Genomic DNA, 26526 nt, shown 5'->3' with positions numbered 1-26526 from the left:
CGCCACGTAACGTGCGCGAAACCGAGATTTACCGGCAGCACGAGGCCCGGAATCGTGTCAAGGCAACGGCACCACGAGTGACCCATCTCGCGGATCCGCCGGCTCACCTTGCAAGGAGACCATCGTGGACCTGCCTCTGACCGGTGTCCGCGTCGTCGACCTCACCGACGGCACCGCCGAGATGACCTCACGCATCCTGGCCGACCTCGGCGCGGACGTCGTCCGCGCGGAACCGGTACACGGCGCCGCCACCCGTCGCCGCGACCTCGGGCTCTACTACGCGACGCACAACGCCAACAAGCGCGCGGTCGCCCTGGAGCACGACGATCCGGACTTCGCCCGGCTGGTGGACGGCGCGGATCTCGTCGTGACCGACGGCAGCCACGGCGGCCCGCCGGCCGGGCTGCGGAACGGGCGGCCAAGCCTGGTCGTCGTCTCGGTCACCGACTTCGGGCTGACCGGGCCGTACCGTGACTGGCAGGGCAGCGAGGCGGTCCATCTGGCGCTCGGCGGCGTGCTGTCCCGCTCCGGGCTGCCCGGCCGGACGCCGCTGCTGCCGCCGGGCACGATGGCGTACGAGTCGGCCGCCGCCCAGGCCGCCTGGGCCGGTCTCGTCGCCTATTTCAATCGCCTGCGGACCGGCGCCGGCGACCTGGTGGACGTCTCCGTGTACGAGGCGACCGCGCAGGCGCTCGACCCGGGGTTCGGCATCGCCGGCAGCGCCACCGGCGGGGTGCCGGCCGCGAACGGCCCGCGCGGGCGCCCGGACGCCCGGCACCTGTACCCGATCTTCCGATGTGCCGACGGCTGGGTACGCATCTGCATCCTCGCCCCACGTCAGTGGAAGGGCATGTTCACCTGGCTGGGCGAGCCGGCGGAGTTCGCCGATCCCGCACTCGCCTCGCTCGGCACCCGGTTCGCCGAGTCCGGGCGGATCTACGCCGCGATCGGCCGGTTCTTCGCCACCCGCACCCGGGACCGGATCACCACCGAGGCCGAGCGGTACGGCGTGCCGGCCGCCGCGCTGCTCACGCCCACCGAGGTCCTGGACTCCCCGCAGTTCACCGCCCGCGGCGCGCTGACCGAGGTCGCGGGGGTCCCGGGCGCCCGGATGCCCAACGGTTTCCTCGAGGTGGACGGCGAGCGCGCCGGCATCCGGCGACCGGCGCCGGCGCACGGCCAGCACACCGCCGAGGTGCTCGCCGCGCTGACGACGCCACCGGACCGCCCGGCGCCGGCCGCACCGGCCGATCGTGCCCGCCCGTTCGCCGGCCTGCGCGTGCTGGACCTCGGCGTGATCGTGGTCGGCGCAGAGCTCGGCCGGCTCTTCGCCGACCTCGGCGCCGAGGTCATCAAGGTGGAGAACAGGGCCTTCCCGGACGGCAGCCGCCAGACCCGCGACGGGTCGGTGATCAGCGCGTCGTTCGCCTACGGGCATCGCAACAAGCTCGGCCTGGGACTCAACCTCCGCGACCCGCGCGGGGCCGCCGTCTTCAGGCGCCTCGTCGCCGAGTCCGACGTCGTGCTGTCCAACTTCAAGCCCGGCACGCTGGAGTCACTGGGCCTCGGCTACGCGGAGCTGTCGCAGATCAATCCGGGCATCGTCATGGCCGACAGCAGCGCCTTCGGGCCGACCGGCCCGTGGAGCCGCCGGATGGGCTACGGGCCGCTGGTCCGGGCCGCGAGCGGGATCAGCATGCTGTGGCGGTACCCGGAGGACGAGGACGGCTTCAGCGACGCGTCCACGGTCTACCCCGACCACGTCGCCGCCCGGATCGAGGCGGTCGCCGTGCTGGCCAAGATCATTTCCCGGCGCGCGACCGGCCGCGGCGGCACCGTCAGCGTGGCCCAGGCCGAGATCATCCTGGGGCAGCTCGCCCACCAGCTCGCGGCCGAGTCGGTACGGCCGGGCGGGCTGGCCGCGTTCGGCAACGACATACCGGGCGACGCGCCGCGGGGCGTCTTCGCGTGCGACGGCGACGACGAGTGGTGCGTGGTCACCGTCCGCGGCGACGACGACTGGTCCCGGCTCGGCGCCGTGCTCGGGGTGGACCCGGGCGACGCGCGGTTCCGCACCCCGGCCGACCGGGTGGCTCACCGCGCGGAGGTGAACGCGTTGCTCACCGCGTGGACCTCGGCCCGGGCGCCGCGCCGGGCCATGGCGGATCTGCAGGACGCGGGCGTCCCGGCCGCCATGATGCACCGGGTCATCGACCTGCTCGACGACCCGCACCTGACCGCGCGCGGCTTCTTCCGCCGGATGCGCCACCCGCGCATCGCCGACGTCATGCCGACCGAGAACGGCCCCGCGCTGTTCGGCGCGATCGCGGACCCGCCCCTCGAACCCGCGCCGGTGATCGGCGAGCACTCCCGGACCGTGCTGACCCGGGTGCTGGGGATGACCACCGAGGAGTTCGACGCGCTCGCCGCGGACGGCGTGGTCGAGCAGCTACAGGAAGAGCACGCCTGACCACCACTCGCCACACCGGACCGAGGAGAACGACCATGCGCATTCAAGCCGCCCTGGTGGAGGCGCCCGGCGGGCCCTTCACCATCCGCGACATCGACATCGAGAAGCCGCGCGCCGACGAGATCCTCGTCCGGATCACCGCGGCCGGCATCTGCCACACCGACCTGACCATGCGGCGGTACGGGCGTCCCGGGCACTCCGCGATGGTCTTCGGCCACGAGGGGGCGGGCGTCGTCGAGGCCGTCGGTGAGACCGTCACCGGCGTCGTGCCGGGTGACACCGTCTGCCTCAGCTATCTCAGCTGCGGCGCCTGCGCGCCGTGCCAGGCCGGCCATCCGGCGTACTGCGTGCACATGGACCTCAACGCGCGCGGTGCCCGGGCCGACGGCAGTTCCCCGCTCTCCCTGCACGGCGCCCCGGTCTTCGGCAACTACTTCGGTCAGTCCAGCTTCGCCACCTACGCGCTGGCCACTGAGCGGAACACCGTCAAGATCCCCGCCGACCTATCCCCCGTGCTCGCCGCGCCGCTGGGCTGCGGCGTCCAGACCGGCGCCGGCACTGTCCTCAACGTCCTGCGACCCGAGCCGGGCGGCACCGTCGCGATCTTCGGCGCCGGCGGGGTCGGCCTGAGCGCGCTGATGGCCGCCGTCAGCCTGGACTGCGCGGTGGTCGCCGTCGATCCGGTCGCCGCCCGCCGCGAGCTGGCCGTCGAACTGGGCGCGGCCGCCGCGATCGATCCGGCCGCCGGTGACGTCATAGCGGCCGTGCGCGACCTCACCGGCGGCGGCGCTCACCACGCGGTCGACACGACCGGCCGCTCCGACGTCATCAACCAGGCAGTCGGCGGCCTCCGCCGGCGCGGCGATCTCGCCCTCGTCGGCCTCGGCGGCGCCACCGAGATCGACATCATGGCGGTGATGGCACAGGGAGTCCGCATCCACGGCGTCATCGAGGGCGACGCCGCCCCCGCCGACTTCATCCCACGGCTGATCGATCTGCACCGGCAGGGACGGCTGCCGGTCGAGAAGCTCATCGTCGAGTACCCGTTCGCCGACATCGAAGCCGCGGCCCAGGACGCCGCCGCCGGCCGGACGATCAAACCGGTCCTCACCTTCGGCTGAGCCGCCACCTTCACTGACACGGAGTTCTCATGACGATGACGCAGTCCACCGGCACGATCCTCGACCCCGACGTGTCGCCGGAGCGGATGCGGGAGGTGCTCGACGCCCAGCGCGCGGCCTTCCTCCGCGACGGGCCGCCCAGCGCGGCCGTCCGCCGCGACCGCATCGACCGGCTGTCCCTCGCGGTCCTGGAGCACGCCGACGAGCTGGCCGAGGCGCTGATGGCCGACTTCGGCAACCGCCCGCCGGCGACGTCGCTCGGCAGCGACATCCTCGGCGCGCTGCCGGATGTCGCGCACGTCCGCGACCGGCTGGAGGAGTGGATGCAGCCGCGGATCATCGAAGGTACCGCCGAGCGGGGCACGCCGACGTTCGTGCAGTACCGCCCCAAGGGCGTCGTCGGCGTGATCGGGCCGTGGAACTTCCCGGTGAGCCTCGTGGTGACGCCGGCGATCGAGGCACTGGCCGCCGGCAACCGCGTGATGATCAAATTCTCCGAGGTACCCGCCCGGACCGCCGAGGTGTTCGCCCGCGCCGTCGCCACCCGCCTCGACCCGGACGAGGTCACCGTCGTGCGCGGCGGCCCACAGACCTCGGCGGCCTTCTCCGGCATGCCGTTCGACCACCTGTTCTTCACCGGCTCCCCGGCCGTGGGGCGGCTGGTCGGCGCGGCGGCGGGCCGTAACCTGGTCCCGGTCACGCTCGAACTCGGTGGCAAGAACCCGGTCGTCGTCGGACCGGACGCGGACGTCGCGGTCGCCGCCTCGCGGGTGGCGGCCGCGCGGATGATGAACGGCGGCCAGCTCTGCCTGTGCCCGGACTGGGTCTTCGTCCCGCGGCACGGCCTGGACGCGTTCGTCGCCGCGTACCAGACCCACATGGCCCGCTACTTCCCCACGATCCTCGGCAATCCCGATTACGTGACGAGCGTCAACGACGCCAACTTCACCCGCGTCACCGGCCTGATCGAGGACGCGCGAGAGAAGGGCGCCACCGTCGTCACGATCGCGCCGGAGAACGAGAGGCCCGCGCTGCCGGACCCGGTCACCCGCCGGATCCCGCCGACCCTGCTGCTCGGCGTGACCCCGGACATGCGCGTCGCCGACGAGGAGATCTTCGGCCCGGTGATCTCCGTGCACCCGTACGACACCGTGAGCGAGACGATAGACGCGATCAACGCACGGCCGTCCCCGCTGGCCGCGTACTGGTACGGCAGCGACTCCCCCGAGTTCCGGAACTTCATCGAGCGAACCACATCCGGTGGCGTCACCCGAAACGACATGGCCCTGCACTTCGGCATCGAGGGCACCCCGTTCGGCGGCGTCGGCCAGAGCGGCATCGGCGCCTACCACGGCCGGGCCGGTTTCGACGCCCTCAGCCATCAGCGCACCATCACCGGCAGCGAGCTGCCGTTCGGCGTCGCACCCCGGTCGATGCCGCCCTACGCCGCCGGCCACCTCGACGGGCTGCGGCAGAAGGTCGCCGACGCCGCCGACGCCGCTCGCGCACGGCTCGCCGCCGACTGAGCTCCGCGCCAGGCGGAGCGCGCCCGGCGACGGTAGGGTCACCGCCGGGCTGCCCTCTCACCCGGCCGCCACCCGATTGCGGCCATCGTGTTTCGCCTTATAAAGGGCCTGATCGGCGATCTTGACGAGTTCGTCGGGCTGACCGGCCGCGGGGACGGCGGCGGTCAGCCCGACACTGATCGTCACGATCGCGGGTTCCGAGCCGGCATGCGGTTCGCGCAGGTCGGCGACGGCGCGGCGGACGCGTTCGGCGACCAGTCGCGCGTCGTCGGCGCCGGTGTCCGGCATCACGACGCAGAACTCCTCACCGCCGTATCGGGCCACCAGGTCGGTGGTACGGACGGCGCCGGCGATCGTGCGGGCGACCAGGCGCAGGCACTCGTCCCCGCCGTGGTGTCCGTAGTGGTCGTTGTACCTCTTGAAGTTGTCGACGTCGATCATCGCCAGCCCGAGCGGCCGACCGGAGCGGCGGCCGCGGAGCCACTCGCTCTCCAGGACGTCGGACAGGCGGCGCCGGTTCGGCAGGCCGGTCAGCGGATCGGTGATGGCCTGCAGCTCCAGCCGCAGGTTCGCCTCGGCGAGTTCCTCGGTGCGTTCGGCGACCTTGCGTTCCAGCGACGCGTAGACCAGCGCGTTGTCGATCGACACGGTCAACTGCCCGGCGATGAGCAGGACCGCGTCGAGGCGGCCCATCGAGAACGCCCGGCGGGTCAGCCGGTTCTCCAGCAACAGCATCGCCCGGGGTACGCCGTGGCTGAGGACCGGCACGACGAGCAGCGAGCAGTGCGGCGCTCCGGCCAGGTAGGGATCCCGGGCGACCCGGTCGTCCCGCGAGGCGTCGTCGATCAGCATCGGTTCGCGGGTGCGTTCGGCGTAGCGCAGTGCGGCCAGCGGCAGCAGACCCCGGTCGGCGGCCTCGGACAGGCTCAGCGTCCCGTGCCCGGCGTCGGCGGGCAGCGTCCAGCCGCCGCTCCGGTCGTCCCAGAGGATCACCCGGACCGTGGTGGCGCCGGTCACCGCGCTGAGGACCTCCTGCACGCGCATACGCAGACGGTCGAGGCTGGTCTCGGAGCTCAGCGCGCGGGCCGCCTCCAGCACGGCCATCAGGTCGATCGTCTCGGTGGACACGTTGACGCTCTGCGAGGTACCCAGCGCCCGCGCGCCGGGGATCGGCTCGGTCAACGCCGAGGCGAGGAACGGATGTCGCCGGTGCATCGCGCGGACCTTGCCGAGCGCTCCCCACCCGGCGTAGCCGCGGCAGGCGTCGGCGAGCAGCCGCTGCCCGGCGTGCTCCATCGGGTACGCCAGGAAGAACAGCCCGGCGCGTTCGGCGATCAGCGCCGCGTGCCACGGCCGGCCGGCGCCGCACACGTCGGACAGGGCCGCGTCGAACGCGGTCGCCGCAGCGTGGACGTCGCCGGTCGCCCAGGCCCGCTCGGCTTCGGTCAAGCGGTGCAGGTGCCGGTAGTTGCCGGGCTGATCGGCGGCGCGTGCGGCCAGGAAGTCCCGGCTGCGGTCCAGCTCGGCGAGGGCCGCCGCCCGTTCCTCGCCCCCGGCGTCCCGGACCCGCGCGGCCGCGCTCAGCGCGGCCAGCACGTGCGGCACCGCGTAGTGGAAGGCGACGTTGACGGACGGTAGCAGCGGCATCAGCGCGGCCACGTGCCGGGCCAGGTCGGCGCCGTCGGCGTAGATCGCCGCGGCCAGGCCCCGGGTCAGGTGGAAGTTCGCCGCCGCGAGCGGGTTGCCGGCGAGGGTCGCGAGGTCGAAAGCGTCGTCGCTCTCCCCGCGCATGGCCTGGATGAACCAGCGGTACGACTGGAAGGTCGCCGCGGCGTGGCCGTATCCGATCCGCTCGCACAGTGCCAGGGCGGCGTCCACCTCGGCGGCGTCTTCGTCCAGGCCGGCGGCGCAGTCGAGCATCTGTGGCACCGTCGCGTAGTAGGTGTTGGCCGCGTTCTGCAGGTCACCCCCGCGCAGCAGTCCGTCGCGGGCGTCGCGGGCCAGGCGCACGCCGACCTCCAGGGGCGCGAACCAGGTGATGGAGCCGATCGCGTGCTGGCACTTGGCCTGTGCGGTGTCCGGTTCGTACCCCCGGGCTTCGCCGACCGCGATGACCCGGCGTTCGACCTCGTACCCGGTCCGGTAGTCACCTCGCATCGGCACGGTGACGAACGAGGCGCAGCTGAGCACGCCGACCAGCGCGGCGGCCGGCCCGTGGACCGCCCACACCTGACCGGCCCGCACGACCAGCCAAGCCATGGTCACCGGGTCGGCGTAGAACGACGGCGGGATCAGCCGGCTGATCACCCGGGCGACCGCGACCAGCCGGGGGTCGGCGAGCTCGGGGCGGCGCAGGTCGTCCTCGGCGTCACCGTGGCGCAGCCAGTCGTACATCGCGTCCAGGCCGGTGTCGATGCCCGGACCCAGCGCGTCGCCGCGCGCCACCGCCACGCCGAGCCGGTCGAGCAGGTCGAGCCCCAGCGCCAGGGCCTCGGCGGGCCTGCTGCGGTTGGTCAGGCCGACGATCTGGGCGCAGGCCGCTTCGGCGTGCCGCACCGGGTCCGGGCCGTCCGCCGCCAACATCTGGTACACCTCGTCGGCCTCGGCGAAGCGACCCAGGCTGCACAGGGCGGCGTGCCAATCCGTCTGAAGGTCGCGGTACGACGGGTCCGCGGGGCCCGCCGTGCGGACCGCCGCCGCCAGCAGCTTCTCTGCCGTGCTGTAGTTGCTGATCAGCCGGGCCGCGGTCGCGGCCGCGCGCAGCAGTGACGCCACCGTGTGCCGTTCACCCGGCTCGAACGGTTCGCCGGGCAGCGCGTCGACCGCGGGCAGGTACTGCTCCGCCGCGACGAGAGCGTGATCGGGCTCGGCCGCCAGCCGCCGGGCCAGCGCCAGGTGCAGCCGCGCCCGCTCGTGCGGATCCTGCCGGGCATGTGCCGCCTGCTGCACACGGTCGTGCCGGAAGCTCGCCACCGCGGCACCCGCGCGGTGCACCACGATCAGGCCGTCCTCCACGCCGGGCAGCAACGCGGTGTCGACCACGGCGGCCGGCTCGCCGCAGGCCACGCGCAGCAGCCGCAGGTCGATGTCGCCGCCCAGGCAGGCCATCACCTCGAGCAGGCGCCGGGTCCGCGCGGGCAGCGCCTCGATGCGTGCGGCGAGCAGGTCGACCACGTCACCGCTGCTGACGAAGCGGCGCAGCGTCGCCGGATCCCAGCGCCATCGACAGCCGTCGGGCACCAGCGCGCCCTCGCGGCGCAACGCGTTGACCAGTTCCAGCGTGTCGAACGGGTTCCCGCCGGTCCGCGCGGCGAGCGCCTCGGCCAGCGGCGCCGCCTCGATCACGGGCAGCCGCAGCGTCTCGGCCAGCAACGCGCCCAGCTCGGCCGGCGCCAGATTGTCCAGGCGCAACTCGCCGCTGCCACCGCCGGTCACGCGGTGCACCCGGGCCCGCACCGCGGTCAGCGGGTGTGCCGCGTCCACCTCGGCCTCCCGGAATGCGCCCAGCACAAGTACCCCGGGCAGGTCCGGCCCGTCCAGCATCCCGTCCAGGAAACGGAACGCGGCCGGTCCCGCCCATTGCAGGTCGTCGACGAAGATGACCACCGGGTGCGCGCTGCCCGCGACGACGCGCAGCAGCGCGCGGCCGACGTGCCGCATCCGGGCGGCGGCCCGGCGCGGCTCATCGACGGTCTGTTCGGGTGCCACGCCCAGCAGCGTCGCGAACGGCGGCAACGCCGCTGCCGCGAGCGCCGCGTCGGCGCCCAGCGCCTCCAGCAGAAGGGACCGCAGCCGGGCGACCTCCTCGTCCGGCTCGGACAGCAACTGCGCGCCCAGGGCACAGAACGCCTGCAACACCGCGTCCGCGCCGAGATCACGCCGGTACTGGTCGAACTTGCCGGTGACGAACCGGCCGCCCGCCGCGGTCACGTCCGGGCGCAGGTGCTCGATCAGCGCGGTCTTGCCCACACCGGGCGCCCCGGTGACCAGCGCGACCCCGCAGGTGCCGTCGACCGCCGCGGTGAACAGCGCCCGCAGCTCCGCCAGGGCACCGTCGCGGCCGATCAGCCGGGCCGGCGGCGCCAGCCGCATCGCGAAGTCCCGCTCACCCAGCACGACAGCCGCCGTGCCGCCGCTGCGGTGCGCCTCGCGGAGCCGGCCCAGGTCGTAGGTGAGGCCCTCGCCGCTCTGATATCGCTGCTCGGGCTCCTTACCCAGCAGCCGCATGATGATCGCCGACAGCAGCGCCGGGATGCGCGGGTTCACCTCGGCCGGCGCCACCGGCACCCGGGCCAGGTGGTCGTGGACCAGTCGCAGCGGATCACCGCCGCGGCCGAACGGCGGCTCGCCGGTGGCCACCTCGTACAACGTCGCACCCAGCGCGTACAGGTCGGCGCGATGGTCCACCGGCCGGCCGGTACGCCCGGTCTGCTCCGGCGCCAGGTACGGCAACGTACCCGCGAGCTCCTGTTCCTGGACAGCGGCGAACCGCTCCTCGGCCGGCGTCGTGGACAGCTCGAAGTCAATCAGCGTGGGTTGCCCGCCCGGCGCCGGCGCGCCGTCGACGACCGGCAACAGGATGTTGGCCGGACAGACGTCACGGTGCACCACCCCGCGGCGATGCACCGCCGCCAGCGCCTCGGCCAGCCCGCACGCCAGATCCAGCAACGGCACGACCTCCCACGGCACCGGAAACGTGTCCAGCGTGCGCGCCGGCATGTCGACGAAGACGAGAGCGCCGTCGTCGGCCGCGCCCGGCGCCAGCCTCGGCGTCCCCACGACACCGTCCAGCCGGCGCAGCACCGACAGCTCGCGGCGCAGCCGGTCCGCCGCGCCCGGCCCCAACGGCCGCTTGCAGATGACCGACCGGGTACCGCCCGCCGAGCGCACCCGGACCACTCGGGTACGCACGCCGTCGTACAGCGTTTCTTCCGGCCACTCCGAGATCACAACCTCCCATCGGCAGCGCGGGCCGAGGGCTGAGAATTGCGCGCGGGGCCCGTCTCAGGCGGCGGTCTGCGCGCGGAACAGGCGGGAGTACAGGCCGCCGCGGCGGAGCAGCTCGTCGTGCGGGCCGAGCTCGACGAGGCGGCCGGCCGACAGCACGGCCACCCGGTCGGCGTTGCGGATGGTGGAGAGGCGGTGGGCGACGGCGAACGTGGTGCGGCCGCGCATCAGCCGGCCGAGCGCCTGCTGCACGAGCCGTTCGGACTGGCCGTCCAGCGCCGAGGTGGCCTCGTCGAGCAGCAGCACCCGTGGGTCGCGGACCAGGGCGCGGGCGATCGCGAGGCGCTGGCGCCGGCCGCCGGAGAGCCGGGCGCCGCGCTCGCCGGCGAGCGTGTCCCAGCCGTCCGGGAGCCGGGTCGCCGGGCCCGATCCCCGCATCAGGCTCGGAGATGCCTCGCCACGCACCGCCGGCAAGTGATCGCCCAGCGCCTGGGCGCCGTTCGTCAGCTGGATGTCGATCTCGGTGACCGAGGCGACCACGTATTTGTGCCACCACTCGGTCATGTCGCGGCCCGGATTCGCCGGGTCGGGTCCGATCACCGGGTAGCAGCGCATCGTGTTCGTGCTCGGCGACGACGGAAGGTTCGTCGGTGTGCACTCCGGCAGGCTGTATGCCACGTGGGTGGCCGCGCCTGTCTCGTTGACGATCTTTGACAGGCGCTGCCAGCTATCGGTGGTGTTGTGCTGGGTCAGCACCCGGTTCGTCAGAACGATCTCCGTCTGCAGTCCGCCGGCAGGAGGGGACGGTGCCAGATCGTCATGGCGTCGCTCCGCCTCAAGCCTGTTCGCAGCGGCTGCTTCCTCGGCCGAACGCCGGGCGGACTCCGAGGCATCTCTCGCCGCATCAGCCGAGACTCGCGCAGAAACGGCCGCGTCTTCCGTCGCCTCGGTCGTCCGCTTGTTCTTGTAGTAGCCGGCGATGCCGAACATGCCACCGACAACACCGAACAAAGCCGCCGAAGCCTGAACAACGTCCGTCCACGCAGGAGTTCCCACGACGCGAGCCTGATTGGACGCGCCGTGCCAGCTTGAAGGTTCGGACAACTCCAGGACGTTGCGGCTATGCGCGGGTCAGCTGATCGGCGATCAGGCGGGCGTGCGTGCCGGCGCCGACCAGGCTGTCGTGGTCGCCGGTCTCCACGAGCCGGCCGCCGTCGAGGACCACGATGCGGTCGGCGGTGCGGATGGTGGAGAGGCGGTGAGCGATGATCAGGGTGGTGCGGCCGGCGATGATGCCGGACATGGCGTCGGACAGGATGCGCTCGGTCTCCGCGTCGAGGTTGGGGACCGGCTCGTCCAGCAACAGGAACGGCACGGTGGTCAGCAGCGCCCGGGCGAGCGCGATCCGCTGCCGCGGCCCGCCGGACAGCCGGGCGCCACGCTCCCCCCACGATGCTGCCGTACCCGTCGGGCAGCGCGGTGACGAACTCGTGCGCGCCGGTGGCACGGGCCGCCCGGCACATGTCGTCGTCGGTGGCGTGCGGCGAGGCAAGGCGCGGGTTGTCGGCGACGCTGCCGTGGAACAGATAGGCCTCCTGCGGTACGAACGTGACCAGCTCCCGCAGTCGGTCGAGCGGGATGTCGCGCAGGTGGGCACCGCCGATGGTGATCCGCCCGTGCTGCGGGTCGAAAAGCGCAGCAGCAGGTGCGCGGTGGTCGACCGGCCCGCGCCGGAGTGCTCGACGAGCGCGAGGCTGCTGCCCTCCGGATGTCCAGACGCAGCCCGGTGACCGCCGGTGGCAGGCCGGACCGGTAGTGGAACTCGACGTGATGGAACGCGATCGCGGTATCAGGAAGATCACAACAGTGCCGTCTCGGGTACGGGTGACGGCTGCGCGAGCAGGCCGGTGATCCGGGCGGCGGCCGCGGCGGCCAGGTTCAGGTCCCGGGCCGCGACCGTGATGACCGGCGTGAACGAGAACGCGGCGATGACGACCGCGACCGGGAACACGGCCACGTTCATCCGTCCGCCCGCGGTGAGGATCCCGGCGGCGAGCAGCACCGCGAGCGTCCCCACGGTGACGAGCGCGTCGATCGCCGCCTTCTCCATGCCGCCGCGCGAGGCGTGCGCGCGCTGAGCGCGCCGCAGTCGGCCGGCCGCGCGCGACACCGTGTCCTGACGCACGGCGGTCAAGTCAAAGACGGTGAGTTCCCGCAGTCCCTGGATCGCGTCGACGGTCTCCGCGGTCAGGTCCGCGTTCGCCGCCCTGACCGTGTCGCCCTGCGCCCGGGCGTGGCACGCGAGCCAGCCCGGCACGGTCGCGACTGCTGCGAGCCGCTGATAAGCGCCCCGAGCGTGGGCAACCGTTGCGGCGGCCCGGATTCCACGACGCGCCCCGCGTCGAGGACAACGATGTGGTCGGCGTCGCGGACGGTAGATAGCCGTTGGGTGATAACGATCGTGGTGCGGCGCGCGGTGAGCCGGTCCAGCGCGGCTGGATGGCGGTCTCGTTGACCGTGTCGATCGCCGAGGTGGCCTCGTCCAGCACCAGGATCGGCGCGTCCTTGAGCAGCGCGCGGGCGATGGCGAGGCGCTGGCGTTCGCCGCCGGACAGCCGCGTTTCGCGCTCGCCGATCATGGTGTCGTATCCCTCCGGCAGCGCGGTGATGAAGTCGTGTGCCGCCGCGACCCGCGCCGCCTACTCGACCGCTTCCGGGGGAGGCGGAGGGCGCGGCGAGCAGCAGGCTGTCCCGGACCGTGCCGTGGAACAGGTAGGTGTCCTGGGAGACCACCGAGATCGGCCCGCGCAGCGACGGCAGTGGCAGTTGGCGCAGGTCGTGCCCGTTGACGCTCACCACGCCGCCGCCCGGGTCGAAGAACCGGAGCAGCAGCGCCACCACCGTGCTCCTCCCGGCCCCGGACCGGCCGACCAGCGCGGTCGTTCCGCCGGGCGCGCCGGTGAAGGTGACGTCGTCCAGCGCGTCGGCCCGATAGGCGAAGGTGACGTGCTCCAGTCGTACCCTCGGCGGATCTTGAAAGGTTGTCGCGACCTCACCCGTGAAGGTCACCGGGGCGGGTGCGTCCAGCAGCGCGAAGATGCCGTCGGCGGCGGCGAGGCCAGGATAGCCCGCGTGGAAGGCCTTGCCGAGGTCGGTCAGTCGGCGGAGGCTCCCGGGACAGCAGCAGGATGATCAGCAGCGTGGCCAGGTCGAGGTGGCCGGTGGCGGTGCGCAGCGCGCCAGCACCGATCGCCAAGCTGGTGCCGGCGCCGGCCGCGAGCCCGATGACGAACTCGTAGGCGCTGCTGGCCACGACCAGCCGGGCGAGTCCCGGGCGAAGCTGCGGATCGGCCGGCCAGCGCCGCACCGAGTCGGTGGTGCGCGTTGACGCACTTGAGCGTGACCATGGCCCTGCACCGCGTCGAGCGTGTCTGCGTAGAGGTCGCGGTAGGCGGTGAACCAGCGGGCCATCGGCGCGGACATCACCCGCCGGGAGATACACGGCGCGAACGCCATCAGCAGCCCGCATCCGGCTACGGTCGCGCCGACGACCGGATCGAGCACGCACACGTATCCGGTCAGCGCGATCGCGCCGATCAGCGATGCGACCAGTTGGGGCAGGAAGGCGGCGTAGTACCGTTCGAGCGCTTCGACGCCGTCGACCATGGTGGACTGCAGTTTCCCGGTGCGGGTGCGGACGGTGTAGCCGGGGCCGAGCGCGAACAGCCGGTCCAGCAGCCGGACGCGGACGTCGTCCTTGATCTGCCCGGCCACGTCGGCGGCCAGCGTTTCCCGCAACCAGGTGAGCCCGGCACGGGCCACTTGCAGGACGGCGACGCTGGCGACCGCGGGCAGCGCGTCGGTCCAGGCGCGGCCGTCGAGGACGGTCGCGAGGACACGGGCGATGAGTAGGCCCTCGCCGGCGTACGTAACGGTGATCAAACACCGATGAGCACGAGCAGCGCGAGGCCGCCACGCTGACGGACGGCCAGGGCGAGTAGCCGGCGGTTCAGCACGGCGGGTCCTCCGATGGCGGTGAGAGCAGCAGCCGTGGCCGGCCGCTTGCCGGGTGAGTGACGAGGTGCGCGAACGAGCGGGACCAGCCCACCCGTTGTGCCTGCGTCACGGAAACTCTCGCGTGCGCGGAGACGAGTCGGTGAGCGCGGCCCCGCGTCCGTCTCGTCCGGGAGGCCCCCCGCGTGCGCGGGGACGAGTACACGAAGCACTACAAGCTCGACCTGGGAAACGGAAGACCCCCGCGTGCGCGGGAGTCTTCCGCTGGGTGTGCGCTGGGCGACCGGCGCGGATGCGTCGTCTCCGCGTACGCCGGGGGTCCACGACCTGCCGCCTACGGTAGGCGATGCGGGCGCAAGTCAGGTTCCTCACGTATGGGTTATGTGCACCACATGGGTGCTCATGCATTCCAGGCCTTCAGCCGCACCCGCCAACAGCGCCCTCAAACGACTCTCATCAATGCAGCCCGCACAGCCGAGTGGCAGGTGGCGACATTGACGCACAGTAACATCCACCGACGGCGACCGCGCGGACACTTGAGGTCTCGACGGACGTTGGCCTTCTCGATAACCTGGGTCGACGGCGTCGATGGGTGGCGAATGGCTTCGAACAGGCGATCGGGCAGCTCAGACTTCTACCGGGTGCAGCAGAACCAGCTGAGGCAGGCTCAGCGCGATCAACGTGCCGCCGAGCGAGCCGCCGCTGCTGCCGAGCGCGAGGAGAAGGCGAAGCACCTCGCCTCGCGCCGAGAAGAAGCCGAACGCAGAACCGCCGATGTCACACGTTGGGCGGCAATGCTCGACGAACTACTGGTCGAGGGCTTACGTCGCACAGCCAAGATTGATATGCAGCGGTTCAAGCGAACGGTTCCGCGGATGGTGTTCAACCCCGGGCATCTCGCAAGCCCGGCTGAGCCGCCCGACTGGCGGCAGTTTGAGCCTGCCGCGCCGGGAATGCTGTCGACTGTGTTCGGCGGTAGAGAGCGTCATCAGGCTGCGGTGGCAAGGGCGCGCCAGCGCTTCCACGACGCGACCGTATCGTGGCAGAACAGCGAGCGTGAACGCCAGCAGCGACTTGTGCAGGCACGCTCAGTGTTCGATTCCCGGGTGGCGCAGGAGCGGGCTGACTGCGCCGAGCATAACCGCCAGATCGACGCCGAGATTGCGGCGCTCGGCGAGCGACGCCGGGAGGCCGTAGAGCGGTACTGCGAGCAGGTGCTTTCCCGATTGCTTCTGCCGCCTCAGTTTCCGCGCCGCGCCGAGGTCGCGTTCAACCCCGAGGCGGAGCAGCTGGTGGTTCAGCTACAGCTGCCCGGAACCGACGTCGTGCCGACCGCGAAGTCGTTCCGACATGTCCAGAGCGGTCAGAACCCGGACACCATCGTCGAGACGAAACGTCCGGACGTAGAGGTGAAGAGGCTGTACCGCGATGCCATCGCGCAGGTGACGCTGCTTGCGCTGCGAGACCTGTTCGACGCAGACGCGCACCTACGGGGAATCGCCTTCAATGGGCACGTGGACTCGATCAACCCGGCTACCGGCAGGCAGGAGTATCCCTGCTTGATCAGTCTGGACATTGAGCGGGCGACGTTCGAGCAGCTCGTGCTGGACCGCGTCAGGCCGGCCGACTGTCTGCTCCACCTCCGCGCCCGCGTGTCCGAGCACCCGTACGCGTTGAAGCCGATCGAGCCGATCCTGGTCTTCGACCTCAGCAGGTTCGCGTTCATCGAGGGTCTCGACGCCGTCTCAACCCTCGACCACCGGCCGGACCTCATGCAGATGGGTCATGGCGAGTTCGAGCATCTGGTGCGGCAGGTCTTCGAGGCGATGGGCATGCAGGGTTGGACTACCACGTCCAGCAAGGATGACGGCGTGGACGCCGTGGTCAAGAACCCGGATCCGTTCGTCGGCGGGGTAACCATCATCCAGGCCAAGCACTACAAGAACGTCGTCGGGGTCAACCACATCCGCGAGCTCGCCGGCGCCATGGAGGAGAAGAAGGCGGGACGAGGCATCCTGGTCACGACGTCCTGGTTCACGTCCGGCGGCCGCCAGAAGGCTTACGAGCACGGGCGGATGCAACTCGTGGACGGCCAGAACCTCATTTTCCTGATCAAGAAGTATGCCGGCAAGGACGTTGTCATCAGCGTCAAGCGGCCCAGGAACGCCGCCTCGATCGACCAGCCGGATCTACCGGAAGGTCAGGCCGAGTAGCCGATTGTCTCCTGATCGACGACGTTCGTCCAAAAAGGAATCGGCGTGACTCGCGCGAATAGGCTGGCACGAGCCGACAGGCACCCTGCATCATCACATGACTACTCGACTACCGGCCCGTCAGGGAGCGCTGCATGTCTACCACCGGAAGTTCTCGAACCGGCAAGACACAGGTGCCCCGCCAGGCACGCCTCGTCGAAACCGCGCTTCGGAACCAATTCGGCCCACACATCGACATCAGTGATATCACGAATCCCAGTCCTGTGGAGCGAGACCGTGCGTTCGCATCGCGTGCACTGGCGGCGCTGATCGTCCGAGACAAGGCTGGCTGCACTCCCGCCGAGGCTGCCGCGATGGTGGTGGACGGCCGCAACGACTATGGCATCGACGCCGTGGCGATCGGCGATGGAACCCCGCACCTGTGGCTCGTTCAGGCGAAATGGAACCACCGCGGCGAGGCCGGCATCGGTGTGGCCGACGTCCTGAAGATCATCGACGGGCTTCGCAAGCTTGACCACCAGGAGTACTCGAAACTGAACCCAAAGCTGCAGGCGCTGGAGGGACGGGTCCGCGCAGTCCTTGATCAGCCGCACGCTCGAATCACCATCGTCCTGGCCCTCTACGGGTCTCAGCAGGTATCTGACGATGTTGTCAATCGCCTCGATGACGTATGCGGGGAATTCAATACTCTCGGCACGGCCCTCACCTGGGAGGTGCGTCTCGCGCCGCAGATCTGGCAGCAGATCCAATCGGAGATCTCGGAGCCCACGGTCGACCTGACCGTCGGCATGACCGATTGGTACCGATACCCCGGGCCACACGACGCCTACAGCGGCTGTGTACCGGTGGGCGACGTCGCAGCCTGGGCTCAGGAGCACGGCGATCAACTCCTGAGCCGTAATATCAGACGGTCTCTCGGGCTCACCCAGGTCAACCAGTCGCTCGTGGAGACCCTCACGACGGATCCACAGATGTTCTTCTATTTTAACAACGGCATCACCGTCCTCTGCGATGAGCTGAAGGCGGTTCCCTTCAGCCGTAGCGCGCCGCATGGTGCGGTTAGCCTGCAGTTGCGCGGCGCAAGCGTCGTCAATGGCGCTCAAACCGTGTCGGCGGTGGCGGAGGCCATGATCACCAACCCGGAGGTGGCCGCCAACGCGATGGTGAACGTTCGGGTCATCGTCACCGGCGCCGAGGATGTCGCACTTCCCAACGCGATCACCAAGGCAAACAACACTCAGAATCACGTGGAGAGGCGGGACTACGTCGCCCTTGACCCGGTGCAGGCCGGCATCCGGGACGACTTCCGTCTGACTCTGCAGAAGACGTACGTGATCAAGCGGGGAGAACTCGATCCGGCGCCGGACGCGGGTTGTTCGGTGGTTCAGGCCGCGATCGCGCTGGCCTGCGCGCATCACAACACTGAGCTTACGGTCCGTGCCAAGCGAGACCCGGATCTGCTGTGGGAGGAAGGGCCTCGCGGCGCTTACACGCTGCTCTTCTCGCCACCGCCTACCGCATTGGAGATCTGGCGCTCAGCGCTACTGCTGCGCGCGGTGCAGGAGGCGCTGCACGAGAAGCGAGCGGAGCGGGAGGGCCGCGCCGCCTCCATCGCCGAGCATGGCGACCTGCTCATCGCTCATCTGGTGTTTCAGCACATCGGCCGCGACGACGTAGACGACATCGACGCGGACTGGGACAACGTCCTTGCCCAGATGCCCGCGTTGACCGCCGAGGTCACGGCGCGGCTTATCAAGAACATCGATGACACCTATGGCACGACGTCATTCATCGGCAGCACCCTCGGCAGCCCGGACCGGTCCCGCAAGCTCGCCCTCCAGACGCTGGCGGACATGGGCAAAGGTGCACCGGTGCCGGTTATCCCGGAGGGCTATCAAGCGAAGCTACCCCGGCAACGGACGCGCCGGCGCAACACTGTCTCGATCGTGGTCGACTCCGGCCGGATCAAGGACGGAGCGTCCTTGACCTATCAGCCCAGCTCAGAAAACGAGAGGGCTGCCGTAGCGACCTGGCTGGCGGAGAACGATCGCCGGAGCCGGGCCACCTGGGTCAACCATCGCTCGAGGCCGCTGCTCTGGGCCTACGACGGAAAGCAATATTCTCCCACTGGGCTGGTGCACCATATCTGGTCCGAGGCCAAGTGGGAGCAGGCTCCGGTCGCCGTGCAGGGACCAGTGCGCTGGCAGGTCGGCGACATGGGCTCGCTGGTCTCGGTGGCTGAGTCGGTGCTTCGATCCGAGGAACTGCCCGTCGACGGTGACCTGTAGCCGGGTCACTCCGGCCGTTCGAGCCGTGCGATGCGTCGGTCCAACGACGCGACGTGCACCGAGTCGGCGCCGAACTCGCTGACCAACTGGGGCCGCAGCGAACCCAGCACGCGTATGCCGTCGGCTGTCCGGCCGACCAAGGGCAACAGCAGGCCGAGCTGGTACGATGCGTCACGCCGGAACGTGTCATCGGCGCCCGCATCGGTGAGCGCCGACGTCAGGTAGCGCACGGCGATGTCGAAGTTGCCGATCGCGGCGTGGCTGGCCCCGGCCTGATAGCGCAGCTCCGGGGCCCGTTCATCACCGTCGAGCTGAAGCAGCACCTCGTCCAGGACCGCGGCCGCCCGCGTGCTCTCCTCAGCGAGGCTCAGGAAGGTCCCGAGCCGGATCTTCAGCTCAAGATCGATCACCGGCTGTCCGGTGGGCCTGGCCACGGCCTCATCGAGCAGAGCGATGGCCGCGTGGACCTGGTCGTCCTCGGTCAGCTCAGACACCCGCTCAATGATGTCCACCGCTTCGTCCACAGTCATCGGCGCCACCTGCGAGGCGGGTGGCTGACGCCTCGGCCTGCGGGGCGCCAGCGGGCGCAGGAACGGCCGCCGTGGGTCACGGTCGTCGATGCCTCCCTCGACGGCCTGCGCAAGCGGAAGCAGTGTCTCGTAGACAGCTGTCGCACTGGGCCGGTCGGCCGGCAGCTTGGCGAGCATCGCCTGAAAGAGCTGGTCGATCTCGGCGGGTACGTCGAGGCGGGCGGCACGCAGCGACGGCGGCTCACTGTTGACGTGATGATCGCGATAGGAGCGGCTGCTCGTCTGGATGAACGGCACCCGGCCGGTCAGCATCTCGTAAAGCACACAGCCGAGCCCGTAGATGTCGCTCGGCGGCCCGACCGGATTGCCGAGCGCCTGTTCCCGGGACATGTAGGGCGGCGTGCCGACTGTCGCGCCGAGCTGGGTGAGCTTCGGCAGCGCCCGGGCCCCCTGTAGGAGCGCAACACCGAAGTCGAGGATCTTCACCTGCCCGTCGGTGTGCACCATCATGTTCGACGGTTTGATGTCGCGGTGCACGATGTCGACCCGGTGCACGTCGGCCAGGGTGGCGGCGGCCTGTGCTGCCACCGCCGCACACCACGACACGGGCGCCGGCTCCGCGGCGTCGTAGGAGGAGATGAGGTCGGCCAGAGTCGAGCCGTGAATGAGCTGCAGGACCAGGAAAAGCTGGTTCTTCTCCGGATCGACACCCACGTCGTACACGGCGGGGACGCCGGGCAGCTCGAGCCGTGCGGTGGTGCGGACCTCGCGCAGGAATCGCTCGCGGTCCGCAGCTGCCGCCGCCAACAGTTCCTCGGTCTCCGGCGTACCGATCGGGAGAGCGGGCTGGTTCATCAGCTTGACGGCGACCTCGCGGTCCAGCTGGAGGTCGTGCGCGGTCCAGACCTGCCCCATGCCGCCGCTGCCGATGGGCCCGCCGATCCGGTAGCGATCCGCCAGTGTCCAGTCCTCGTCCATGCCCCGTCTCCACAGATTCTCCGGGTCGCTGACGGCTCACTGTCTCACGATCCACTGTGGTTGGTCGCCCCTACGCGCCCAGCCGATCAGCTATGAATCGCCGTCCGTGTGGCGCTGGGCCTGGGCACGCAGCTGGCGCAACGCCTCGGTCCGGGCCGGGCTCTGGATCAGCTTGTACGCACGGCGCCGCGCCTCGGTCCGCATCACGGTCTGAAAGTCCGGGTCGTCGAAGTAGCGGTTGACGAACGCCGTGTTCCGCTCATGGTTGCGAGCCACGATGGCGTCGATCTCCGGGTCGGCGACCTGGGCGAACTTCTCCATGTCGTTGTGCAGCGCCACCTGCTGCATCTTCTCGTCCTCGGCCAGCGTGATGATCTGCTGCGCGATGAGAACCTGGTCCGAGGTCGACAGGTCGTACCCGAACCGCTCGTTCAGGTCCTTGATGACCTCGCTGAGCGGCAACTCCTCGACCTCACCTGCGGCGCCGGCCGTTGCCGAGAACCCGGCGATCATCTGCTCACCGGAGGGCTTCAACGACACGTCCTCCTCGGCGATCTTGGTGATGCGCAGGTGGCTGAGGGTCGTCTCGCCGATGTCGACCCCGGCGCCACGCTCCCGGGGCAACCGCCGGACGAGGAATCGGCAGTACTGGTAGAGCCGCTCCAGGTCGGGGTCGGCGAACCCGACGACCTGGGCAAGGAAGCCGTACGCCCGGACGTAATCGCTCGCCTCGGACCGGAACGCCTCGGCCTGGTCACGGTCGTCCTCGGCGAGCGCCTTGAAGCGGTCGACCGCCGGCTCCAGCCACCGGTTGAGTTCGGCGTGCGCCCGCTGCTTCTGCGCCTCGGTCATGGACGCGTCGTCCGCGCTGAACAGCGCCGCCACGAAGCCGTCCAGCTCGCTCTCGACGAGCAGCTGGTGGTCCATGACGTCGCGCTGCTTGTCGTAGAGCAGGTTCGGGTCGGTGGGCTCGGTGATCGTGGTCTCGAAGTAGGGCGCGAACGCGGCCTGGATGTCCTCGGCCTTGTTCGCGAGGTCCAGCACGAAGACGTCGTCCTGAGTCTTCGCCGGGTGCGTCCGGTTGAGCCGGGACAGCGTCTGCACGGCGGCGACACCGGTCAGTGGCTTGTCCACGTACATCGCGGTCAGCAGCGGCTGGTCGAACCCGGTCTGGTACTTCTCGGCCACGATCAGAATGCGGTACTCGGTCTGCTTGCGCGCCGCGGCCTGCGGGTCATCGGCCACGGTGTACGCGAAAGCGTCCGGCAGCCCCGCCTCCGAGATCCCATTGAGACGGGACTCGGTGTAGTCAATGTTGTCGAGCGTCAACGTCCCTGAGAACGCGACGAGCGGCGTGCAGTCGGTCAGCCCGCGCCGGTCGATGTAGCGGCGCACCGCCTGATAGAGCCGCAGCGCGTGCTCGCGGGAGCGGGTCACCACCATCGCCTTGGCACGCCCGCCGAGCCGCTCGGCAACCTCACTGCGGAAGTGCTCGACGATGATCTGCGCCCGCTGATCTTGCGACTCCGGGTGCAGCTCCGCGGCGCGTACCAGCTTGGCCTTGGCCTTCTTGGGGTCGACCTCGGGATCGGCGGACTCTGCCGCTTCGACGGCCGCGTTGGCGAGGCGCCAGCGCGCCTCGTAGGTGATGTAGTTGCGCAGCACGTCGAGGATGTAGCCCTCGTCGATGGCCTGCCGCATCGAGTAGACGTGAAACGGCCCCATGTCGCCGGTGTCCGGGCGACGGGTCCCGAAGATCTCAAGCGTCTTCTGCTTCGGGGTGGCGGTGAACGCGAAGTAGGACAGGTTGGCGTGCTTGCCACGCGCCAGCGCCGCCGCGGTAAGCGGATCGCCGTCGTCGTCGATCTCGTCGGAGCCGAGCCGGCCCAGCGCCTTCTTCAGCGCGTTCGCCGACTCCCCGGACTGCGACGAGTGCGCCTCGTCGATGATCACCGCGTACCGCTGGTCGGCGAGCTGCGACACCTTGTCGAGGATGAACGGAAACTTCTGCAGCGTCGTGATGATGACCCGGCTGGTCGCGCCGGTCAACGCGGCGGCAAGCTGCTGCGCGTCCTCGTCGATCTTCTTGACCACTCCCGGCACGTGATCGAACTGGTAGATCGTGTGCTGCAACTGCCGGTCCAACACGACCCGATCGGTGATCACGATGACCTTGTCGAAGACCGGCTTACTCCCGGCATCGTGCAGCGTGGAAAGCCGGTGCGCCAGCCAGGCGATCGTGTTCGACTTCCCCGAGCCGGCCGAGTGCTCGATCAGGTAGTTGTGCCCGGCACCCTCCCGCAGCGCGTGCCTGGTCATCTCCCGCACCGCGTGCCACTGGTGGAAACGCGGGAACACCATCGGGCTGCTGTGCGGATTCGGCCGACCCTTCTTCGGCACCGCGACGTGCACGAAGCGGTGCAGCAAGTCCAGAAAGTTGTCGCGCTGCCACACCTGCCGCCACAGGTAGGAGGTTTGGTAATCGCCATCGTCGGCGGGCGGGTTACCAGCGCCCCCGGACCGCCCCGGGCCGTGGGTTCCGACGTTGAAGGGCAGGAATCGCGTCTCCGCGCCAGCTAGGCGGGTCGTCACGAAAACTAGATGCGGATCAACAGCAAAATGCACGAGGGTACGCCGCGCGAAGATCAGTTCCTTCGGGTCACGATCCGTACGGTACTGCTTCTTCGCGCTCTCGACGTCTTGACCGGTCAGCGGGTTCTTCAGCTCGGCCGTAGCGATCGGGATCCCATTGACGAACAGGGTGAGGTCGAGCTCGTCCTGTGTCTTCGCCGAGTAGCGCAGCTGTCGGACAACGGTAAGCCGGTTGGCGTTGTAGTCGTCGAGCGCGCTGGCGGCCAATGTGTGCCCCGGCCGGAAGTAGCAGAGCTGGATGGTTGCACCCCGGTCCCTGACCCCGTTGCGCAGCACGTCAAGCGCGCCCCGCTTGTCAATCTCGGAAGCCACCCGCGCCGCGAACTCGCGCTGCGCCGTAGGCAGATCGCCGTAGGCAGTGATCAGCTTATCGAAGGCACGCTTCTGCGTAGCACCGATAAACGTGAACAGTTCACCGGTGTCCAACCCCAGATCAGGCCGGTAGCCGTTGGAGAGTCCTTTGTCCCAGCCTAGCGCGTTGCCCAGCTCGGTCGCTATGGCTGCCTCGAACACCTTCTCCATGTAGACCTCGGAACTCACGACTGATCCGCCCCTCTCCCCGTTGCCAGATCGATGCGCCCTGTAACCGCTGCGGTAATGAGTGCACTCCGCCGCTCCGCCAGCAGAGCACGTTGTCGCGCCAGTGCTTCGAGCACACTCTCTGCGGAAAGAGCCATCGATGAGATCTCATTAACAATCTCATGCTGGCGCCGCAACGCGGGCAAGGGAATGCGGAGGTCCCTAATTTTGGCGCTACTGGTCGACGCAAGGTTGGTCGTCTTGTTGCCGGTACTCTCGAAGTGCATTCTCGCCGCTACGGCCTGAGTGAAGAGCGCAAGAAACGCGGGAAGCAACCTATCAGTGGAAACGCGAAGCGCGAATACGTGGTTCTGATGCAAACATTCTGCAATCTCGCCACCCCAGACGGTGCCGCGTCCGAGTTTATCGAGATCACCGCCCTCGGTCATCAATACGTCCCCCTTGCGCAAGGTAGAACCAGCTGCCATCGCCCGCGGAACGGTAATCTCATAGACAGCGTCCAAGTTCAGACGACCAGCCTGCACGTTGGCAACGCGAAGGTATGGCCTCGTCACGGAGGTCTCATCTTTTGTCCGAGCTCCATCGACTGTGATACCAGTTTGGATGGAGCACAAATAACCGAGCCTCGGACGCGGAGCGTCGATGAGGGCCTCAAACTCGTCCGACAGCGCACGCCGATGCCGCTCCTCGATGGCAATTATCTGACGCTTCCGCTGCCAGTCCAGGTCATCAATGCGTGCGGTTTCAACGTCAAGAAAGTCGGCGATGCACCGCTGTTCACGATGCGATGGATAAGTCCATGAGGTAGCCAGAAACGCGCCCATATCGAGATTCTGGATTCCAGTTGTTTGCTTGACGTTTTGAGCCGTAATTCCCGAGTAATAGGCGGAGGCAAGTACATATTTCAGAAAGCGGGGATCGGTATCACTGGTCGGCCGTAAGCGAGCACAGAAATTTGAACAGACAGCCTGAATGTCTAGATCAAAAAGAACCGCAGCTCCCGCCGGTTGCTTCTCACCCCCTCCGGACTTCTCTAGAATCAGGTCCCCAGGGCGAAGTCGATGCGCGGCGGCGACCTTCTCTTCGATTTCTCGCGTGGGCAAATTTGCTGGATTGACCGACAGTCTTTGACGATTAAAGTCAGCCGCCCTTACGCACTTGATTCCGGTATTTTCATCGAGGGGATCATCGCCCCACACTCCATTCTTAGCTTCACTGATCAAGTTCTTGATTCGCCCAGTCGTCCACCCCTGACGCGTCAACGATCTCAAGGTCACGAAATCACCTCAGAGAGGAGCGCTTGAATCTGAGATTCGAGCACACGTAGCTCGGAATCAATCTCGGATAGTGGTCTCGGCGGCTTGTAGACGTAGAAGTAACGCGTGAACGGAATCTCGTACCCGATCTTGGTCTTAGTCTCGTCGATCCATGCGTCCGGGACGTGCGGTCGGACCTCGCGCTCGACATACTCGTGGATGTCCTCGCAGAGCTGTATGTTCTCGAAGTCGCGCAGGTCCGGGTCGGGGACCGGCTCGCCCTTGACGGTTTGCAGTTCACCGTCTGGGTCGCTGATCGAAATGCACGCCCAGATCGCCTTGGTCAGCGGTGTGGCGGACGGCCACAGGGTGCCTGCTTCCACGGCCGCCGACAGCAGTGCGTCCTTGGCTGCAGACTTCGTGTGCCAGACCGTACCCGTCAAAGGCTTGAAGGCTCCGATCAGCGCGTCGCGGTGCTGGTACTTCGCGAGGGCTTTGCTCTCCTCGAGCGCCGCGAGCGTGTCCTCGGTGATCTCGAAACGAAGCTTCAGGGGGCGCTCGACGGTGATGCGCTGGTAGCCAAAATCGGTGGTCTTGAAGACCTTGACCTTTGCGTGGTCGGGGTGGTCTGCGGTGGCGGCGATGCGCAGTGCGTCGCCATAGATCTGGGTGATGTGCGCGAGCTGATCGTCGTTGATCATCTTGCGTTTGTCACCGAGGCTTTTGCGCATCTTCTGCCACTGGTCGCGGGCGTCAAACAGGATGACCTTCTTCTCCAGCGCGGGATCCTTGCGGTTGGAGAGGATCCAGAAGTAGGTGGAGATGCCGGTGTTGTAGAAGAGTTGGTCGGGCAGGCCGACGATGCCTTCGAGCAGGTCGTTCTCCAGGATCCAGCGACGGATGTTCGACTCGCCCGACTCGGCGGCACCAGTGAAGAGCGGCGAGCCGTTGAAGACGATGGCGATGCGGGCGCCGCCGTTCTCCGGACGCTCCATCTTTGAGATCATGTGCTGGAGGAAGAGGAACGAGCCGTCGTTGATGCGCGGCAACCCGGCGCCGAAACGGCCGGCGAACCCGAGTTCCGCCTCCTCTTCGACAGCGTCCTTGACCTTCTTCCACTCCACACCGAACGGCGGGTTGGCCAGCATGTAGTCGAAGCGCCGATCCTTGTGCCCGTCGTCGCTGAACGAGTTGCCGAGGTGGATGTTCGACGGTTCCTGACCCTTGAGCATCATGTCGGATCGGCAGATGGCGTACGACTCGGCGTTCAGCTCCTGGCCGAACAGGTGCACTGTCGCGCCCGGGTTCAGTTTGGTGACGACGTCCTCCGCGGCCGAGAGCATGCCGCCAGTGCCGCACGCCGGGTCGAGGATGTTGATGACCTGGCCCTCGCCGGTCACGAGGGTCGTCTTGTCCGGCCCGACCAGAAGGTTGACCATCAGCTTGATGACCTCGCGCGGCGTGAAGTGCTCACCGGCGGTCTCGTTGGAGATTTCCGAGAATCGCCGGATCAGCTCCTCGAAGACGTACCCCATCTCGTGGTTGTCGACCTTGGCAGGGCTGAGGTCGATGTCGCGGAACTTCTGTACTACCGGATAGATCAGCTTGGCGGCGGCGAGCCTGTCGATCTGCGCGTGGAACTCGTACTTGTCGATGATCTCGCGGGCGTTGGGCGAGAAGCCGTTGATGTAGTCGACGAGGTTGCGTGCGACGTCCGGCGCGGACGAGGCGATCGTGCTGAAGTCCTGTTGCGACGTGTTGTAGAACGACAGCTTCGCGGCGAGCCGCAGCATCTGGTCCTTATTCGCCATCGTCAGCGTCGCATCAAGGTCCCGGACGGCCTGCCGGGTCGGCGCCATCACGCAGTCGAGGCGGCGCAGCACGGTCAGCGGCAGGATGACCTTGCCGTACTCCGACTGTTTGTAGTCGCCGCGAAGGAGATCGGCGACCGACCAGATGAAGCCGGGCAGATTCGTATGTGCGGTTGCCAC

13 protein-coding genes and 3 pseudogenes are annotated in these 26526 nt (G+C 69.0%); 5 read left to right on the top strand and 11 right to left on the bottom strand.

The features are described 5' to 3' along the window. Window positions 1–124: 124 nt before the first annotated feature. From J2S43_RS07355 to J2S43_RS07345, 3 genes are read left to right on the top strand one after another with little or no spacing between them, the layout of a single operon-like run. Window positions 125–2470 (top strand): CaiB/BaiF CoA transferase family protein, encoded by a 2346-nt coding sequence (locus J2S43_RS07355; protein WP_306827856.1) that lies wholly within the window; start codon window positions 125–127, stop codon window positions 2468–2470. A 35-nt stretch (window positions 2471–2505) separates the two neighbouring features. Further along, window positions 2506–3591: an NAD(P)-dependent alcohol dehydrogenase gene (locus J2S43_RS07350; protein WP_306827855.1), complete on the top strand. Its 1086-nt coding sequence runs from the start codon at window positions 2506–2508 to the stop codon at window positions 3589–3591. A gap of 29 nt (window positions 3592–3620) precedes the next feature. After that, a complete protein-coding gene (locus J2S43_RS07345; RefSeq protein WP_306827854.1) occupies window positions 3621–5117 on the top strand; it encodes an aldehyde dehydrogenase family protein in 1497 nt (498 codons plus the stop codon). A gap of 57 nt (window positions 5118–5174) precedes the next feature. Here the strand turns inward: J2S43_RS07345 and J2S43_RS07340 are convergent, their stop codons facing one another. The 7 genes and pseudogenes from J2S43_RS07340 to J2S43_RS07315 all read right to left on the bottom strand — a co-directional run bounded on the left by J2S43_RS07340 (window position 5175) and on the right by J2S43_RS07315 (window position 14006). After that, on the bottom strand, window positions 5175–10067 hold the full coding sequence (locus J2S43_RS07340; protein ID WP_306827853.1) for a diguanylate cyclase: 4893 nt from the start codon (window positions 10065–10067) through the stop codon (window positions 5175–5177). 54 nt (window positions 10068–10121) lie between these two features. After that, window positions 10122–10475 (bottom strand): annotated as a pseudogene (locus tag J2S43_RS07335) (ATP-binding cassette domain-containing protein); the annotation flags it as partial. Between the two features lie 709 nt (window positions 10476–11184). Then, complete coding sequence (locus J2S43_RS07330; RefSeq protein WP_306827852.1) at window positions 11185–11571, bottom strand: ATP-binding cassette domain-containing protein; 387 nt, start codon at window positions 11569–11571, stop codon at window positions 11185–11187. Window positions 11572–11922: 351 nt separating this feature from the next. Further along, window positions 11923–12381: an ABC transporter ATP-binding protein gene (locus J2S43_RS07325; protein WP_306827851.1), complete on the bottom strand. Its 459-nt coding sequence runs from the start codon at window positions 12379–12381 to the stop codon at window positions 11923–11925. A gap of 223 nt (window positions 12382–12604) precedes the next feature. Next, window positions 12605–12724: pseudogene (locus J2S43_RS42160) on the bottom strand (ATP-binding cassette domain-containing protein); the annotation flags it as partial. Window positions 12725–12818: 94 nt separating this feature from the next. Beyond that, window positions 12819–13133: pseudogene (locus J2S43_RS42155) on the bottom strand (ATP-binding cassette domain-containing protein); the annotation flags it as partial. Window positions 13134–13256: 123 nt separating this feature from the next. Beyond that, window positions 13257–14006, bottom strand: a complete 750-nt coding sequence (locus tag J2S43_RS07315) for an ABC transporter transmembrane domain-containing protein (RefSeq protein WP_306827849.1) — start codon at window positions 14004–14006, stop codon at window positions 13257–13259. Window positions 14007–14719: 713 nt separating this feature from the next. Between J2S43_RS07315 and J2S43_RS07310 the strand changes: the two genes are divergently transcribed. Both J2S43_RS07310 and J2S43_RS07305 read left to right on the top strand, forming a co-directional pair. Beyond that, window positions 14720–16291, top strand: a complete 1572-nt coding sequence (locus J2S43_RS07310) for a restriction endonuclease (protein WP_306827848.1) — start codon at window positions 14720–14722, stop codon at window positions 16289–16291. 134 nt (window positions 16292–16425) lie between these two features. Continuing rightward, window positions 16426–18579 carry an AIPR family protein gene (locus tag J2S43_RS07305; RefSeq protein WP_306827847.1) on the top strand — a complete coding sequence of 718 codons (2154 nt, stop codon included), beginning with the start codon at window positions 16426–16428 and terminating at the stop codon, window positions 18577–18579. Window positions 18580–18584: 5 nt separating this feature from the next. On the opposite strand, the gene J2S43_RS07300 is transcribed toward J2S43_RS07305, so the two are convergent. The 4 genes from J2S43_RS07300 to J2S43_RS07285 all read right to left on the bottom strand — a co-directional run bounded on the left by J2S43_RS07300 (window position 18585) and on the right by J2S43_RS07285 (window position 26526). Beyond that, a complete protein-coding gene (locus J2S43_RS07300; RefSeq protein WP_306827846.1) occupies window positions 18585–20087 on the bottom strand; it encodes a serine/threonine-protein kinase in 1503 nt (500 codons plus the stop codon). Window positions 20088–20177: 90 nt separating this feature from the next. Then, the gene (locus J2S43_RS07295) at window positions 20178–23279 is read right to left on the bottom strand and encodes a type I restriction endonuclease subunit R (protein ID WP_306827845.1); all 3102 of its coding nucleotides are present in this window, start codon (window positions 23277–23279) and stop codon (window positions 20178–20180) included. Then, window positions 23276–24556: a restriction endonuclease subunit S gene (locus J2S43_RS07290; RefSeq protein WP_306827844.1), complete on the bottom strand. Its 1281-nt coding sequence runs from the start codon at window positions 24554–24556 to the stop codon at window positions 23276–23278. The genes J2S43_RS07295 and J2S43_RS07290 overlap by 4 nt, the downstream gene beginning before the upstream one ends. Then, entirely contained in the window at window positions 24553–26526 is a 1974-nt protein-coding gene (locus J2S43_RS07285) for a type I restriction-modification system subunit M (RefSeq protein WP_306827843.1), read from the bottom strand. The genes J2S43_RS07290 and J2S43_RS07285 overlap by 4 nt, the downstream gene beginning before the upstream one ends.

The sequence above is a fragment of the Catenuloplanes nepalensis genome (assembly GCF_030811575.1).
Lineage (GTDB): Bacteria > Actinomycetota > Actinomycetes > Mycobacteriales > Micromonosporaceae > Catenuloplanes > Catenuloplanes nepalensis.
This window is presented reverse-complemented; position numbering and strand designations above follow the sequence as displayed.

Bases quoted from the DNA above. Each gene is read 5' to 3' on its own strand.
- J2S43_RS07350 (WP_306827855.1), top strand. From the start codon at position 2,506: ATGCGCATTCAAGCCGCCCTGGTGGAGGCGCCCGGCGGGCCCTTCACC.
- J2S43_RS07345 (WP_306827854.1), top strand. From the start codon at position 3,621: ATGACGATGACGCAGTCCACCGGCACGATCCTCGACCCCGACGTGTCG.
- J2S43_RS07305 (WP_306827847.1), top strand. From the start codon at position 16,426: ATGTCTACCACCGGAAGTTCTCGAACCGGCAAGACACAGGTGCCCCGC.
- J2S43_RS07300 (WP_306827846.1), bottom strand. From the start codon at position 20,087: ATGGACGAGGACTGGACACTGGCGGATCGCTACCGGATCGGCGGGCCC.